The following is a 16,045-nucleotide window of genomic DNA, read 5'->3' as shown; positions in this document are numbered from 1 at the left end:
GGATGTAATCTGACTGTTACTGTGCTTGGTTCACAAGCTTCTGGTATTTGTCTTGACCATCGAATAGGTAAAGGTTCTGTGCATTTGGCTAAATAGATTTGTTTGTCTTTAAATTTAAAGGCTGATTTGGTAAATTCGGCACTTCCTCCTTGATGTTTTTTCTTAAAGTTAGGATACTTAGTACGACCAGCAAAGAAATTAGTGAAAGCTGTTTGTAAATGTCTTAACCCTTGTTGTAAGGGTACACAGCTTACCTCATTGAGAAAGTCTAATTCTTCTTGCTTTTTCCACTCGGTCAACATTGAAGAAGTTTCAGTATATCCTACTCTTTCTTGTCTTTCATACCAAGCTTGTGTTCTGAGATGGAGAGCTTTATTGTAAACTAATCTTACACAGCCCAATGTGCGCCGCAATAGCGACTCTTGTTCGGGTGTGGGGTAAAATCGGTAAGAATAGGCTTTTTCCATACCTCACATTTTAGCATATATTTCGTAAACGATGCTCATATTTAACAGTAAAGCCGTCGTAGAACGACGGGGTTTCAGACCCAAAATTTTCGATGACGAAAAACGTTAACAATATCCACGGGTTCAGGGATAGCCTCTAGAGAAGGATAGCAGCTTTGACCGTCAATTTGCTTGACCATCGGATTGACAGGATAGACTCGATAACCCACCGCTTGCAGGAATTTGGCCACCTGATAGCTGGCGCGATTCGATTTCTCGGAATGCCCGACCACTGCGATAATTTTACTATTGCTGAAGATGGTTTTGAGCGCACCATCGTCTCCTTTAATATTCGGCATTGTCCCACCTATCTTAGAACAGAGTTTCGCTTTCCATAAAGATGAAGTGTAACCTAATTTGGTATCGACTTTTGACTCCAGCTTTAGCCACTCTGAATAACTGGCAGCGATGTTTAACTTTTTTACCAGAAAAACAGTTAAGTAGGTAGGTGTTAAAAGTTGTCAGACACCCCCCTTATCAAGGGGGGCAGGGGGGATCCCCCCGCCTATCGGCACCCCCCTTATTAAGGGGGGCAGGGGGGATCAGAGGCAAAATCTATCTTCTATTTAATTAGAACTACTTACTTATTACAAATCGAAATCAATCCCTCGGTATCTGTGGGAAAATTTACCCGATGGTTCCCCCTAAATTCTCTGACTTTAGTTACCTTAAAACCTGATGAATTATCTTAGTATTATCATTCCGACTCTTAATGAGGAGTTAAGAATTGCAGCAACGTTAAAACAGATAGGTACGGGAGTAGAAATTATTGTTGTCGATGGGGGAAGTACCGATAAAACTAGAGAAATAGCCGAACAATCGGGAGCGAAGGTAATTATTTCTTCTAGTAAAGGTCGTGCATTTCAGATGAATTTAGGAGCCAAAATAGCAAAAGGAGATATTTTATTATTTCTGCACGGAGATACTTTACTCCCCCAGGAATTTCAAGAACAAATTATCAATACTTTATCCCAATCTGGAATAGTAGCGGGGGCCTTTGAATTAAAAATTGATGGAGAGGAAAAATCCCTGCGTTTAGTGGAAAAATTAGTTAATTGGCGTTCTCGCTGGCTTTCTCTTCCCTACGGAGATCAAGGAATATTTTTAAAAGCCTCAATCTTTGCCGATTTGGGCGGTTTTCCTGAGTTGCCAATTATGGAAGATTTTGAATTAATACAAAGATTGAAAAAAAGGGGTAAAATAGCCATATTTTCTGCCGCGGTGATTACCTCGGCAAGACGTTGGCAAACATTAGGAGTTGGCAAAACTACCTTAGTTAATCAATTAGTTATTATTGGTTATTATCTAAAAATTCCGCCTAGTTTGTTGAAAAGTTTTTATCGTTTATGGTAATAAAGGCTTGCTGAAAAAGTATTTGAGGTCATTGTGCAATGTAGGGGCGCAACGCTTGCGCCCATAATGTGACATTGTGAACATTTTTCAGCCAATATCCAAGAGAGGCAAAGACAATTATACAATCGAAGAAACCCTGCCAAAGAAGAGGTTTCCATGGCGCAAACATTAACAAAAATCATCAAGAATGCGGGGGGGGTAAGCATTACTTATTTGTAGCAGGCAGTACCAGTCTTTTGAAAAATACAATCATATAATCGAGGAAACCATACCAAAGAAGAGGTTTCCATGGCGCAAACATTAACAAAAGTAATCAAAAAGGTGGGGGGGGGTAAGCATTGCTTGTTGGTAGCGGGGGCAACTCTAGCCATCCTAACCCCTTTCCAAGCCGCCCAAGCAATTTTAGGGACAGGGACAGTGACAGGCCATTTTGACAACGCCATCACGCTCCCCGACTCAGTATACACGGGCAACGGAACCGACACCATCGAATGGGGAACGCCTGTAGATGGTTCATTTACCAATCAATTGTCCTTTATTCCTTCTGACTTTACCGATCAGCCCAAGGGTCAAGACTTTGTTGCAGGGCGCTTGTATTACCGTAATGGCACTATTTTTCTAGGCACTCAGATTGATGGGGTTGATCTGATAATCAACACCACTTCCTCCGACCCAGATTTCACTCAAACATTGCCATTAAAAATCACGATTGTGAACACCCCAAATGTTGCTGATCCTATCGCTAGTGCAGATTTCATTTACTTTACGGATTTCCCTAATCGCGGTAGTTTCAGGGTACTAGAAGGAGAAGAGACCTATGTAGAAGTTATAACTCAGTTTAATTCCCTCGATCTTGTTGGTTTTGGAGCCGTGGGTGATCCTTCCAAAGGATTTTTATCACCCAGTACCGGTCCAGATCCATTTCCAGCGGTTCCAGAGCCTTCCTCGATTCTGGGGTTATTGGCATTGGGTTTACTGGGGATGGGTTCAGTATTTAACAAGCAGCGAAAATAAATTGACAAGTGTGGGGATGGGATTTTTTCCATCTCCACTTGAGGAAAAACGCGCTCTAGAAACCTTCCAAATTTAACTCTTAATTTGAGTAAACAAATTTTTTTAAATTCCCTGGCAATTACTCAAAAAATTTGACATCTTATAGCGGACAGGTAAAAATAAAAACTTTTCTTTGCCAAGGCACCGATCGATAGGATAATTGATCATCGGAACATCTGCTCTGAGAATATGTCTCTCGATCGCCGTCAATTTCTTGATCTTTTAGGTGCTACCCTTGGCACAGCCACTCTTGCTGGTTTTAACCCTGCCGCTTTTATCGAAAAAATTAGATTTATTCAGCCAACTCTATATAGGGTTTTCATCCCTTGTAACCCCATCCATCGCATAACACAAACCGAAGAACCAGGCTATCTTAGGTTTGGTGGGTAAAATGTATTCTAAGATACAGTCCTGCTGGCGAGGGAGTGGAAGGAACCACTCCAGACACAGAGGACACAAAGATTGATCGCTTCTATAGTAAGTTAAACTGATCACACAAAGAACTGATAGGCTTTTAGCGGCTTGAGAACAAGCTTTATCAATCTATTCATATAATTGAAAATTATCAAAAGCGCACACTGCCGGAAAGCCATTTATTTTTTACCGAAAAATTGGGTTGAAAGCCTCGCCCTTTGAGGGCGACTTTATAGGATGTATGATATTAAGAATAGGAGGCTGGGTAAGCAACCGCTTAAAAAACCCAGTCATCAACCGATGAACGCACCTTGAAAACTAGAGTTATGGGGTTCTATAGGGGAATGCTCCTATAGGTAAAATTCTCAGCACCAAGTACCAGAGAAACCAAGTATTTTAGAGGTTTTGAACCGTATCGTAGGGGACCCCGAAAACAGGCTTCTGTAAGGGAGCGAAAGTCTGAGGAGAGAACCACCCAGAGGTGGGATTTCGCCAGGAATCTAATTCAAGTGGACTCGTTGAGCCATAAATTCACAGCAGTGATGCTAGAAGAATCCACGTCCGTTTACGGCGTGGGGTATGTCAAAATAGAAGATTACCTGGATTATTTTTGCGGGGGGCGATCGGTGATTCTCAATTTTTCCCTAAGGATTGTAGCGGCCAAAGGCAGACTATTCTGTAAGTTTTCACTCTACAAAACCTATCGGGTGGTCAGTACCGCCCCCGTCGATGTCCTCTGGCAAAAATTAATCAATGTGGCCGATGTCTCTTGGCATCCTTTGATTGCCAAGGCTGATGTTCCCTTGGGTTTAATCGCTAAACCGGGGTTAATCTATCAAGCTGTCACCCGTCTGACTCCCATTCCTATCCGGGTTTTCGTGGAAAATGTCCGTCCCGGGGAACTTCTCAGCCTCAGAGTTCTCGCTATCCCCGGCATGGAACAGAAAATGACCTACCAAGTGGAATCAACCCTCTGTGGTAGTTATATTTCCTATTCTGTCACCCTGCGGGGTTGGCTGTCCCCCTTTATCTGGTGGTTAAGTCGTCCCTATTTAGCCAAAGTCGCCGCCCAACTAGCTCACGCCGCCGAAGAATTAACGGCCTAAAAAAAATTCTCCCCAATTGTGCTAATAAATAATCTGCCAAGGGTCAAGATTTAAGTCACAATGGTATATGGATAGACTTAAACAAAATTTTAGTCAGCTACATTGGTACATATAGTCTACTGATATCATCCCGACGAGTTGAGCGCAACAACCTCAATCCGCCGGGATGAACTATCTCTAGAGACTTTACTGATGAAGTAAGCTCTACAGGAGGGAACTATGGGGGAATTAAACACAGCCGAACTTCTAGTTAAATGTCTAGAGAATGAAGGGGTCGAGTATATTTTTGGGCTACCCGGGGAAGAAAACCTCGATGTTTTGGAAGCCCTAAAAAACTCCTCGATCAAATTTATCACCACCCGTCACGAACAGGGCGCCGCTTTTATGGCCGATGTCTATGGACGCTTAACGGGAAAAGCGGGGGTTTGTCTCTCCACCTTAGGACCGGGGGCGACTAACCTAATGACAGGGGTAGCCGATGCTAACCTCGATGGGGCGCCCTTGGTGGCTATCACTGGCCAGGTGGGAACCGATCGGATGCACATTGAATCCCATCAATACCTGGATCTGGTGGCCATGTTCGCCCCGGTGACGAAATGGAATAAACAAATCGTGCGGCCGGGTATCACCCCAGAAGTGGTACGGAGAGCCTTTAAAACCGCCCAAAGTGAGAAACCGGGGGCAGTTCATATCGATCTTCCTGAAAATATCGCCGCTATGGCTGCCGATGGTAGTCCTTTGCCCCTCGATAGTCAGGAAAAAGTTTACGCTTCCTATCGGACTTTGAACATGGCGGCGGCGGTGATTTCTAAAGCGAAAAATCCCTTGATTTTGGCGGGAAATGGGGCAATTCGCGCTAATGCTAGTGAGGCTTTAACGGAATTCGCCACGGCCTTGAATATCCCTGTGGCTAACACTTTTATGGGTAAGGGGGTGATTCCCTATACCCATCCTCTGGCTCTTTGGGCGGTAGGATTACAGCAACGGGATTTGATTAGTTGTGCTTTTGAGCGCAGTGATTTAATTATCGCTGTTGGTTACGATTTAATCGAGTATTCCCCGAAAAAATGGAATCCAGACGGGAAATTACCGATTATTCACATCGGCATGACTCCGGCGGAAATTGACAGCAGTTATGCCCCGGTGGTGGAAGTGGTGGGTGATATCACCGATTCTCTCATCGATATCCTCAAACGGGCTGATCGCCAGAATAAACCAACTCCTGTCACTGCGGGATTAAAGACGGAAATTCGGGCCGATTACGAAACCTATGCCAATGATACGGGTTTTCCGATCAAGCCACAAAAATTGATCTACGATCTGCGTCAGGTGATGGGACCAGAAGATATCGCCATTTCTGACGTGGGCGCTCATAAAATGTGGATGGCCCGCCATTATCACTCCGATTGTCCTAATACTTGCATTATTTCTAACGGTTTCGCCGCTATGGGTATTGCTATCCCTGGTGCGATCGCCGCTAAGTTAGTTCATCCCGATAAGCGCATTGTGGCGGTGACGGGAGACGGCGGTTTTATGATGAATTGTCAGGAATTGGAGACAGCTTTGCGGGTGGGAACTCCCTTCGTCACTCTCATCTTTAATGATGGCGGTTACGGTTTAATCGAATGGAAGCAGTTTAATCATTTTGGGACCTCTTCTTTTATTAAGTTTGGTAATCCCGATTTTGTTAAATTTGCCGAAAGTATGGGATTAAAAGGCTATCGGGTGGAATCTGCTCAGGATTTGATCCCAATACTAGAGGATGCTTTCCAGCAAGATGTCCCTGCGGTGATCGATGTTCCCGTCGATTACGGTGAAAATCTGCGTCTTTCCCAAAAATCGGGCGATTTAAGCTGTCAGATTTGGGAATAGAAGTTGATAGCGTTGACAATCCCCAAAAAATCCCCTAACTAAATCTCAGTTAGGGGGAGGTAATTAGGTTGGCTTTGGTAACGTTAGAAAACCCGATCTAGAATAACCATTCTAGAACCGCCTCATCTTTAGTGTTGGTATTGCGAGAGGGAGTTTCCCGGGTAAATTTCATGTGGATAGAACGATTTTGTTCCCCATCGGCGGCCACGGCCATAATCGGATAATCGATTAAACCATCTTGGAAGGACATCTGATAGCGGAAAGTGCCATCGGGATTGAGTTTAATCGGACGACCACCGATAGTTACGGTGGCATCGGGTTCGGTGGCACCATAGACGATTAATTCGGCATCGGCAACTAACCAGAATTTGCGCGGACGTTGTAGGGTTTCCGAAGCACCCATACCGATACCAGAAGCAGTCATCCCGATACCGGAAGCGGTTAGTCCCGATACCGTGGGAACTGCCCACATACCAACCCCAGAGGGGAATACATAAGAACTGATCACTTCCGACATCGGTACGGAACCAGCGACGTGCTGCATGGAACCAAACAAGGAACCGGCCACCCGTAGGGCCTCGATATCGCCGACACTCTCGAAAATTTGGTCGTAGATAGGGCTTCCAGTGGTTCCGGTGCTGCTGTCGTAGCGTTTGCTGGGGGGAACGAGTTCGTAAACAGTTTTACCCACCAGTTCTTCTTCCCAGTTAACGGTGACAAAAATATCTTCAATCCAGTCGGAAGGATAGACGGGAGGAATCCGCACTAAAGGAGAACGGGCCAAAACTAACCAACGACCATCAGCACAACGATAACCGATATCGATAACATAATCTCGATCGCTGACTGGAATTGGTAAATACCATTCCCGGGCTAATTCATCACAGAGATATTCTTGGACACTGTGGGCGCCTTGGCTATTGAGATCGATATCGGTGACATCATAAAGACGCAGGGCTAACTGTTGTCCCCCTTGACGACGTAGATCTTCTTTCGATTCGTTGGGGATATCCCAGTAAGCATAGGCCCACTGAGGATCGCGAGGTAGGAGGGTAATGCGGTTTTCACCGTAGCCACCGGGCAGATCTCCTAAACCATCATCCACTGAACCTAGTATATCTTCGATCGGGTTAGCTTGACCTAATTCAAATTTTGCTGCTTCCACTGGTTTTTCCTCTTTAATAATAGATTTAAAATTGCCGCTTACTCCCATAGCTTGGGTAATTGACTCGATTAACTGCGTTTTCCGCATCCGACTGTAACGAGAGATGCTGTATTGACTGGCAACTCGTCGTAGTTGCCGCAAGGTCATCTCATCTAAGGGGGGGTATTCTGGAACCATGAGTTGACGCTCTCCGATTAGTTACGACGGCAAATGTTTTTGGGCATTTGCAAAAGCAGTGATCTGGGTAATCCTTCTAACTACTCATCGATTGCTTTGTGAACGAGAGATCCACTCGATGGGGATCAAGGGAATCGCTTGTTATAAATACCTATTAAACAGCAAGATTCCGATTTTGACCAAGTACATTGTCATGGTTTCTTGATAAAACCGCCAAACCCTTGATCCCAAAGAGATTGTTATATCAGGAAGTTTTGATATTCTTATTGGCTGTTGGGGTTTTAGGGTGTTGGGGTTTTAGGGTGTTGGGGTTTTAGTTGAAATTCCCCCACTTCCCCACTCCCCCACTTCCCCACTTCCCCACTTCCCTGTGTGATAATTTTTGCTTATGTAAGGTTAAATGCTTACTGGGCAAGACTTTTAGGACTATTTTGAAAGAAGAAACTATCAGTATAGACCTCGTTTACACACAGAAACCAGAAGAGCCTCCCCACTTCCCCTAATCCCTATCCCCTAACGAGACTGTACTCCGATCCCGATCGCCTGTAATCTGATATTGAGACTTTTAGTTAAGGAGACTGAACCGCTTGGCTACTCGTGTGATTATTGTTCGTCATGGACAAAGCAGTTATAACGCAGAGCAGAAAATACAAGGTCGCAGTGATGGCTCGGTTTTGACGGAAAAAGGGCATCTGGACGCGGAAAAAGTAGGAAATGCCCTCAGTCAAATCGATATCGCCGCTTTTTACTGTAGTCCTCTCCAAAGAGCCAAATCTACTGCTGAGGTGATTCAGTCTCGTTTAAATCACTCTCCCGTCATTCAACCCACTTCGCAGTTACTAGAAATCGATCTGCCTATCTGGGAAAATATGGTCAAAGAGGAGGTAAAAGCTCAATACCCCCAAGAATATCGGGATTGGCACCAAAAACCTCACGAATTCAAGATGATACTGCCCGATGGTCAAGAACATTACCCCGTTCTCTCCCTCTATCAACAAGCGCAGGATTTTTGGCGAGAAATTATTCCCCAACACGAGGGACAAACTATACTAATTGTTGCCCATAACGGTATTAATCGCTGTTTAATCCTCAGTGCCATCGGTATTCCGGTTTCCTTATACCATTCCCTACAACAATCTAACTGTTGCGTTAATGTTCTCAATTTTACGGGTAATTTTGGTGATCCTGTCCAGGTGGAATCCCTCAATCAAACGGCACACCTAGGGATAGCTTTACCCCCACCGCGTCCTCCTTTCCAAGGTTCTAGGCTGCTGCTTGTGCGTCACGGAGAAACCCAATGGAATCGGGATAAACGTTTTCAAGGGGTGCGCGATATTCCTCTCAATGATAATGGCAAAGCTCAAGCTGAGAAAGCCGCCGAATTTCTGCGAGAAACGGCGATCGATCACGCTGTCACCAGTCCTTTGTCCCGTCCCAAGGAAACTGCCCAAATTATCCTGCAATATCACCCCGATATCACCTTAGATACCCAAGGGGATCTGACAGAAATCTGTCACGGACTTTGGGAAGGTAAATTAGAGGAGGAAATTGAAGCGAGTTTCCCCGGGATGTTAGAAGACTGGAAAAATGCCCCGGAAACCGTGCAAATGCCGGAAGGGGAGAATTTACAGGAAGTTTGGGATCGAGCGATCGCTTGTTGGCGGCAAATCGTTAAAACCTATAGTAATAGCGATAGTCCTAAGACAATTATGGTGGTAGCTCACGATGCCATTAATAAGGTGATTCTTTGTTATTTATTGGGTTTAAAACCCGCCAATTTCTGGAATATTAAACAGGGAAATGGTGCGGTTAGTGTCATCGATTATCCCAAAGGAGTTGACTCTCAACCAGTCCTACAAGCAATTAATATTACCTATCATCTAGGATCAGGAATACTCGATCGCACGGCAGCTGGTGCTTTATAACAGTTATCAGTGATCAGTTATCAGTTATCAGTGGGTAAGTTAACAGTTATCAGTTATCATTATTCAGTATTCAGTATTCAGAAGATTGCTTTTATTTATTCTTCCCAATTCATAATTCATAATTACGGCTAACTAGAAGCCAATAATTTATTCTCAATCTGTCTAACTACCGTGAGTGCCGAATAGCTGACTCCGGCAGTGCCTTCTCCCGGATGGGTGGAATCTCCCACTAACCAAAGATGGGGGATCGGAGTGCGCGTCGCTACGCCAAAAGGGCCAAAAGTGGACAATCTTTGACCAATACCGCCGACAATGCCCTGATTTCGCCCCGTAAACCGTTCAAAAGTACGAGGTGTAGCTGATTCGATATGAACGATGTGATCAGGGCTAAGATGGAAATAATTACCGAGACGCTTGATCGCCTCTTGGGTGTATGCTGCTTTTAATTGCTGATAATTATCTGCTCCTTTTCGCCACCAAAGACTGGTATCGGTGAAGGAAGAAGCAATAATCGTCGCTTTTCCCACTGGAGCGCGGCCATCCCCTTCTTTACTCACGGAAACAAACAAAGAGTTATTTTCGCCGATTATGCCATCGTAATCGTAGAGGAATTGCAAATGGGGGGGACAATCGGGGGGAATAGCAGCGCGATCGACTCCTAAGTAAACCACAAAAGCAGCGGATGCGGGGGGAAGTTTTTCGATTCTCTGGTGATAAAGACTGGGAATGGCTTCGCGATCGATTAATTGTGGTAAATTTTGGATCGGGATATTAGCGACAATTTCATCGGCCATTTCTGAATTTATTTGGTCATTTTTTTGATTTCTGACGATAATTCCCGTGGCTTTTCCCTTTTCTGTCAGTATTTTTTCCACTGTGTGGCGCATTTGCAATTTACCGCCGTATTTTTCCAAAGCTGCTACTAGGCGATCGCTTAATACTTGCATACTACCCTGAAGGTGGGATAAACCTTGGGGAGACTGAGAAACTGCTAAAGCGGTGGCGGCATAAAGTAAAGCGGTTTCATCGGCAGTAACTTGGGAATAAAGCTTTAACTGGAGATCAAGAAAGGTTTTTAGGCGTTTATCCCTCTCTAAGCCGTATAATCGCAGAGCATCCCCCACAGTCATCAAAGTAAAAGGGAAGGTAATGGCAGTATCTAAACGCAAAGCGGCGATTAATTGCCCTAAATCCCACCAGTTGCGCGGGGGTAAAACTGGATCGCGACTTTGAAAACGCCAACTTGCTTGAAAGAGTTTTTGTAATAATTGCCAAAAAGGTTCGCTGCCCGGAAATTGTTTTTGTCTTTCCTCTTGCCACTTTTGCCGATCGCGCCAGACGTTAATCGCAGTGGTTTCCCCCGGCAGAAAAACTGCACAGGCGGGATCGCAGGGGACAGAATCGGGTAAATCTATCCCTAATTCGGCAAAAATGCGCTGATGAATGCCCCCTACTTCTAATCCTGCCACTTGAGTTGCCCCCACGTCAAAAGTAAAACCCCGACGGGAAAAAGTCGAGGCACAACCCCCGGGGACGAGCGCCTGATCATATACTGTGACTTGATAACCTCGACGCGCCAATAATGCCGCCGCCGTTAGTCCGCCAATCCCTGCACCAATAACGGTAATTCGCGTCATTTTCTTAACAATTATTTATATCTATTTTTATCCTAACACTGCTGTCTTTTCACTGATTACTGATTACTGTTCACTGAAAAGCTCCCCACTTCCCCACACCCCACTTCCCCACACCCCAACCAATCTGCCATGGACTCTTAACAAGTAAATTGGATGCTTAACAGTTTACTTGCGCCCCTAGGGTATCTAAAGCCAAAATTTTGGCACTGGAGTTAATCCCCACTTCCTTCCAAGCATTTGTCATCTCTGTGGCTGTTTTTTGGGCATTGTCGGGGTTAGTTAAAGCTAATAGGGTGGGACCTGCGCCACTAATTACCATCCCGTAAGCACCCCCATTAATGGCGGCTTTTTTCACCTTTTCGTAACCCGGGATCAAAGATTGGCGATAGGGTTGATGCAGTTTATCCTCTAGGGCAATTCTCAGCCAATCGCCGTTACCCGTCTCCAATCCCCGCAATAATAAACCCAAGCGGGAAATATTGAAAATAGCCTCCTGACGGCTAATTTTTTCCGGTAAAACCGCCCTAGCTTTTGCCGTAGCCAGTTCAAAATCGGGAATCGCCAAGACGGGAATGAGATTTTTTTGCCAAAATACTTGACAAATAGCCCAATCTGTGCTATATCCTGCCGATAGCTGACAGTTGCCCCGCAAAGCCGGCACCACATTATCTGGATGGCCCTCCAAAGCGATCGCTAATGCTTCGATTTCCCCCAGAGATAAAGGATTTCCCGCACATTGATTGGCAGCCACTAACCCACCGATAATAGCAGTCGCAGAACTACCTAAACCTCTAGCCAGAGGAACCCCTAAACCGATCTCGATGGCGATAGGGGGCGGATTCTGTCCTATTTTTTGATAAACTTGCAAAAAAGAACTGTAGATTAAATTATCAGCACCTTGGCTAACTTTAGCTGATTCAGTTCCCTTGACAATAATGCTGACAGGGTTAGCTGTCGTTGCTGGCAGCAGGGTAAAAGTAAACTGATTATATAGGGTTAAGGCCGCTCCGAGACAATCGAAGCCGGGCCCAATATTAGCAGTGGTAGCGGGAACTGTTACCGTAAAAGTTGTCATCGTTAAGCTTTTGCCTGAACATAGCGGCGATTTACCTCCTCCCAGTTAACCACATTCCACCACTGTTTTAAATACTCAGCCCGTTGATTACGGTATTTTAAGTAATAGGCGTGTTCCCAGACATCATTGCCCATAATTGGCTGTAATCCCATCATTAGGGGGCTATCTTGGTTAGCAGTGCTGATAATTTCCAGTTGTCCTGACTTATTTAAAACCAACCATGTCCAACCACTACCAAAAAGTTTAGTACCTGCTTGGTTGAAAGCGTTTTTAAATTCCTCGAAACTGCCAAATTTAGCGATTATTGCCGCTCCTATTTCTCCTGTTGGTTCGCCACCGCCATCGGGGGACATAATCTGCCAAAACATCGTATGATTAAGATCGCCGCCGCCATTATTGCGGATAGTGATGCGAAGATCGGCGGGTAAAGAGTCAAGATTTTTAATTAATTCTACTACTGTTTTTTTCTGCAATTCTGGATATTTTGCCACTGCCGTGTTGAGATTATTAACGTAGGCTGCATGGTGTTTATCGTGATGAAATTGCATCGTTTCCTTATCGATATAAGGTTCTAGGGCATCATAGCCATAGGGTAGGGCGATAAGACCATAGGGACCAGTAGCGGCAAAAGCGGCACGGTTAAAACCGACAAGAGTGGCTGTGCCAAGGGTAGCACCTAAAAGATAAAGAAATTGACGGCGATCAAGAGACATATTCTCAGAGCAGATGTTCCGATTATTAATTATCCTATCGATCGGTGCCTTGGCAGAGAAAAGTTTTAATTTTTACCTGTCCGCTCTAAGATGTCAAATTTTTTGAGTAATTGCCGGGGAATTTTAAAAAAATTGTTTACCTAAAATTAAGAGTTAAATTTGGAAGGTTTCTAGAGCGCGTTTTTCTTGAAGTGGGGAGGAAAAAAATCCCATCCCCACACTTGTCAATTTATCGTGTGATAATTTTTGCTTATGTAAGGTTAAATGCTTACTGGGCAAGACTTTTAGGACTATTTTGAAAGAAGAAACTATCAGTATAGACCTCGTTTACACACAGAAACCAGAAGAGCCGAATTGAGTCCTAAAAGAGAAAATAAGCCAGATAAACCTCAAAACAATCCTAAATAGTAAGTAGTCATGCAAAATTAATTACCTGCCCGATCGAGCTAAAACCCTTACGGGGCAATGATCGTCATGTGTAAATAATTTTGCCTAGGTACTTACCTGGTACAGCATAACCTAATCCTGTCATTTCTTCATAAACAGCTACTGGAATAATAATTGTTCCATAAATATCATGGAGCAAGTTAAGATAGCCGATAGCAGCTAAACTGGTAATAGGAGAGGTGTTACTAACAACAATCACAGATCACCTAAAGTTTTTAAGGTTTCTAATTCTTGTTGCCAATCTACACTATCATAATTTACGCAAATATTCCTCTTGGCGATTTCTTGACGAAATTCAATTAAAGATAAGTTGGCAAAATCAGCTGCTTTTGCGCTACTGATATGATAATCTCTAAACATAATGATTGCCAGTTCTAGTCGCAACAGTTGCTCGTTTTTTCCTGTTGCTTGTATAATTTCGTTGGGAATCACAATAGTCATTGAATTTTACGATATTAAACTGAGAGCCATTATTGTATCACAAAAACTACTTACGAGCAATTAATTAATAAAAATTAATGATTGGAAACACGAGCAAAAAAACAAAACCCCCTCAAGATTGAATGAAGGGGCATTTATGGTATTTTTAGAGGCAATTTAGCCTACTTTTGTGGTTTCTTTTTCAATGGATTGGGAGGGGTTTAGCAACTGATAATAAAGCCTCTTCTATTGGCTTTGGTAACTCAATAGACCCACCGATTCTTAATGTGTAAAATGTGTAAGGAGAAGAGACGCAAAAAATAAACCCGCTCAACTGACTAAATGAAGGGGGTTATGATATCATTCCAATAGGAAGGGATAGATAGGGTTATAGCCATGAGTATTGATATCTCCGATGAAATTCTCAGTGCAACACGCATGACTGAAGCTGAGATGAGGCAGGAAATTGCGGTCATGCTCTTTCAAAAAGAGAAGCTCACCCTTGCTCAAGCGAGTCGATTTGCAGGAATGAATCGTATTGCTTTTCAACACCTACTTGCAAGTCGTCAAATTCCGGTACACTACGATGTCGAAGATTTTGAACAGGATATTAAGAACTTGCGGGAGATGGGAAGATTGTGATTGTTGTCAGTGATACATCCCCTATCAACAATCTTGCCGCCATTAATCAACTTCATCTGCTACAACAACTTTACGAAATAGTTTTTATTCCCGAAGCGGTTTATCGAGAATTAACTGATCCTGATTTTCCGGTAGCAGGTTCAATAGAGGTACAAACCTTAGATTGGATTCAAACTCGAACGGTAACTAACCGCACAGTGATTGAAGCTCTTGCAGATGAACTAGATAAGGGAGAAGCTGAGGCTATTGCTTTAGCACTTGAGTTGGGAGCAGATCAAGTTTTGATTGATGAGCGTCTTGGTCGTAGAATTGCTGCTAGACTTAATCTTCGATACACAGGAATTCTGGGCATTTTAGTTGAGGCGAAGAATCGAGGGTTAATCTCTGAGGTGAAACCCCTACTAGACGCTTTGATTGATCAAGCAGGATTTTGGGTGGCTGCACCTTTATACAGCAGTGTTTTACAGATTGTTGATGAAGAAAAAAATAAACCCCCTCAAGATTGATTGAAGGGGCATTGATGGTATTTTTAGAGGCAATTTAGCCTACTTTTGTGGTTTCTTTTTCGGTGGATTTAGGGGGTTTTAGTTTGCGCTTGAGGGTTGAAGCTGCACCCACAATACTAATCGCAAGTAAGCCAGCTATATTTCCAGATTCAGGAACGGCAACAGCAGGAGCAGTCGGAATAGGATCGATGGTTGGATAAACAAAACCTCCTGATATAGCATTTCCAAAACCTGCCAACTGAAGTGAAACAAATCTTCCTAAAACTTCCACTAGAAGCCTACGTTACCCGTGACGCTTTTTTGCAACCCTCCAAAAACCCAAGAGACCAAATCCCAATAGTCCGCCGATAGCTCTTGGCTCGGGAATATTCGGGTTAGGGTTATTCTTCGCATTACCGAATCGCAAATCGTCAAAGCCCAGAATGTCGTTGGTGCCGTTGAACGTGATGCTGGAAATCTGGTTCCCAAAATCGATGAAGCCGAAGAATGCGCCGCCCCCATTAATGGCAGGCGGCATATTGAGCGTTGTAGTAACTGATGATCCATCCGTGTACACGATGGTTTGCTGCGGTACGAGATTCGTTTGCAAGCCATTTACATAGAAGCCAAACGAATCCACTGGGTTGGTGAAGCTGAATGTCACCGAACCACCTTCGAGAAGCCTGAAGAAAGCACCGCCAGGGGTAGTATTGAACCCGCATAACGCACCGCAGCCTGAGTTGTTGGTTGTGCTGCCGCCGGTAATGGTCACGTTGGGGGGCAACGCTGACTCAAAGTCAACGATGGAAATGGCACCAGCCACAGAATCAAAAGCCGCAGCCGCCGCAAGGGAATTAACCATCTGTGCCAGCGAACTGACGTTGTTGTCCGACCCTGAGTAGAGGACGGGCGCTGCTTGCGCTGGCATGCAGGTCTCTATACTTTAGACGTTCATAATCTGAGATTTATTAAACTTCTGAAATCGTAGAGTCAGCAAGGAATCCAGTTCTTTTTTATGTTTCAGATGGGCATCATTCAGACATTCATAAATAGCT

General features: G+C 44.2%; 15 protein-coding genes and 3 pseudogenes. 7 read left to right on the top strand and 11 right to left on the bottom strand.

Annotated features, from left to right (window positions below; genetic code table 11):
- On the bottom strand, positions 1-467 hold a 467-nt coding region (locus tag EWV66_RS21265; RefSeq protein WP_287116033.1), incomplete at its 3' end, for an RNA-guided endonuclease InsQ/TnpB family protein.
- A gap of 92 nt (positions 468-559) precedes the next feature.
- Positions 560-805, bottom strand: a pseudogene (locus EWV66_RS21260) (CoA-binding protein); the annotation flags it as partial.
- Between the two features lie 379 nt (positions 806-1,184).
- Between EWV66_RS21260 and EWV66_RS21255 the strand changes: the two are divergent.
- The 4 genes from EWV66_RS21255 to EWV66_RS21240 all read left to right on the top strand — a co-directional run bounded on the left by EWV66_RS21255 (position 1,185) and on the right by EWV66_RS21240 (position 6,304).
- On the top strand, positions 1,185-1,859 hold the full coding sequence (locus EWV66_RS21255) for a TIGR04283 family arsenosugar biosynthesis glycosyltransferase (RefSeq protein WP_052275861.1): 675 nt from the start codon (positions 1,185-1,187) through the stop codon (positions 1,857-1,859).
- 288 nt (positions 1,860-2,147) lie between these two features.
- The gene (locus EWV66_RS21250; protein WP_287108582.1) at positions 2,148-2,873 is read left to right on the top strand and encodes a choice-of-anchor K domain-containing protein; all 726 of its coding nucleotides are present in this window, start codon (positions 2,148-2,150) and stop codon (positions 2,871-2,873) included.
- Between the two features lie 1,079 nt (positions 2,874-3,952).
- Positions 3,953-4,432: a hypothetical protein gene (locus tag EWV66_RS21245; protein ID WP_041804515.1), complete on the top strand. Its 480-nt coding sequence runs from the start codon at positions 3,953-3,955 to the stop codon at positions 4,430-4,432.
- Positions 4,433-4,651: 219 nt separating this feature from the next.
- On the top strand, positions 4,652-6,304 hold the full coding sequence (locus tag EWV66_RS21240; protein ID WP_052275859.1) for an acetolactate synthase large subunit: 1,653 nt from the start codon (positions 4,652-4,654) through the stop codon (positions 6,302-6,304).
- Between the two features lie 97 nt (positions 6,305-6,401).
- Here EWV66_RS21240 and EWV66_RS21235 read toward each other — a convergent pair whose 3' ends face one another.
- Positions 6,402-7,646 (bottom strand): DUF4912 domain-containing protein, encoded by a 1,245-nt coding sequence (locus EWV66_RS21235; protein ID WP_052275858.1) that lies wholly within the window; start codon positions 7,644-7,646, stop codon positions 6,402-6,404.
- Between the two features lie 587 nt (positions 7,647-8,233).
- Between EWV66_RS21235 and EWV66_RS21230 the strand changes: the two genes are divergently transcribed.
- Entirely contained in the window at positions 8,234-9,571 is a 1,338-nt protein-coding gene (locus EWV66_RS21230) for a histidine phosphatase family protein (protein WP_052275857.1), read from the top strand.
- 128 nt (positions 9,572-9,699) lie between these two features.
- On the opposite strand, the gene crtD is transcribed toward EWV66_RS21230, so the two are convergent.
- From crtD to EWV66_RS21205, 5 genes and pseudogenes are all read right to left on the bottom strand, one after another.
- A complete protein-coding gene (crtD, locus tag EWV66_RS21225) occupies positions 9,700-11,208 on the bottom strand; it encodes a C-3',4' desaturase CrtD (protein ID WP_052275856.1) in 1,509 nt (502 codons plus the stop codon).
- A 157-nt stretch (positions 11,209-11,365) separates the two neighbouring features.
- Positions 11,366-12,283, bottom strand: coding sequence for a homoserine kinase (gene thrB / locus EWV66_RS21220; protein ID WP_052275855.1), 918 nt, complete (start codon positions 12,281-12,283; stop codon positions 11,366-11,368).
- Between the two features lie 2 nt (positions 12,284-12,285).
- The gene (locus tag EWV66_RS21215) at positions 12,286-12,996 is read right to left on the bottom strand and encodes a superoxide dismutase (protein ID WP_052275854.1); all 711 of its coding nucleotides are present in this window, start codon (positions 12,994-12,996) and stop codon (positions 12,286-12,288) included.
- Positions 12,997-13,498: 502 nt separating this feature from the next.
- A pseudogene (locus EWV66_RS21210) lies at positions 13,499-13,642 on the bottom strand (PIN domain-containing protein); the annotation flags it as partial.
- A complete protein-coding gene (locus EWV66_RS21205; protein WP_012264092.1) occupies positions 13,639-13,884 on the bottom strand; it encodes a UPF0175 family protein in 246 nt (81 codons plus the stop codon). The pseudogene EWV66_RS21210 and the gene EWV66_RS21205, both read right to left, overlap by 4 nt.
- A 375-nt stretch (positions 13,885-14,259) precedes the next feature.
- On the opposite strand from EWV66_RS21205, the gene EWV66_RS21200 reads away from it, so the two are divergent.
- A complete protein-coding gene (locus EWV66_RS21200; RefSeq protein ID WP_002748168.1) occupies positions 14,260-14,505 on the top strand; it encodes a UPF0175 family protein in 246 nt (81 codons plus the stop codon).
- Positions 14,502-15,011 carry a PIN domain-containing protein gene (locus EWV66_RS21195; RefSeq protein ID WP_287108579.1) on the top strand — a complete coding sequence of 170 codons (510 nt, stop codon included), beginning with the start codon at positions 14,502-14,504 and terminating at the stop codon, positions 15,009-15,011. The genes EWV66_RS21200 and EWV66_RS21195 overlap by 4 nt, the downstream gene beginning before the upstream one ends.
- Before the next feature lie 34 nt (positions 15,012-15,045).
- Here EWV66_RS21195 and EWV66_RS24500 read toward each other — a convergent pair whose 3' ends face one another.
- From EWV66_RS24500 to EWV66_RS21180, 3 genes and pseudogenes are all read right to left on the bottom strand, one after another.
- The gene (locus tag EWV66_RS24500) at positions 15,046-15,282 is read right to left on the bottom strand and encodes a PEP-CTERM sorting domain-containing protein (RefSeq protein ID WP_502705678.1); all 237 of its coding nucleotides are present in this window, start codon (positions 15,280-15,282) and stop codon (positions 15,046-15,048) included.
- A 12-nt stretch (positions 15,283-15,294) separates the two neighbouring features.
- Positions 15,295-15,918: a hypothetical protein gene (locus tag EWV66_RS21185; protein WP_287108577.1), complete on the bottom strand. Its 624-nt coding sequence runs from the start codon at positions 15,916-15,918 to the stop codon at positions 15,295-15,297.
- Positions 15,919-15,933: 15 nt separating this feature from the next.
- Positions 15,934-16,045 (bottom strand): annotated as a pseudogene (locus tag EWV66_RS21180) (IS630 family transposase); the annotation flags it as partial.

Origin of the sequence: Microcystis sp. M_OC_Ca_00000000_C217Col, from assembly GCF_007095585.1 — a bacterium.
GTDB lineage: Bacteria > Cyanobacteriota > Cyanobacteriia > Cyanobacteriales > Microcystaceae > Microcystis > Microcystis panniformis.
The sequence above is the reverse complement of the archived record's forward strand: the minus strand, read 5'-3'. Positions and strand labels throughout refer to the sequence as shown.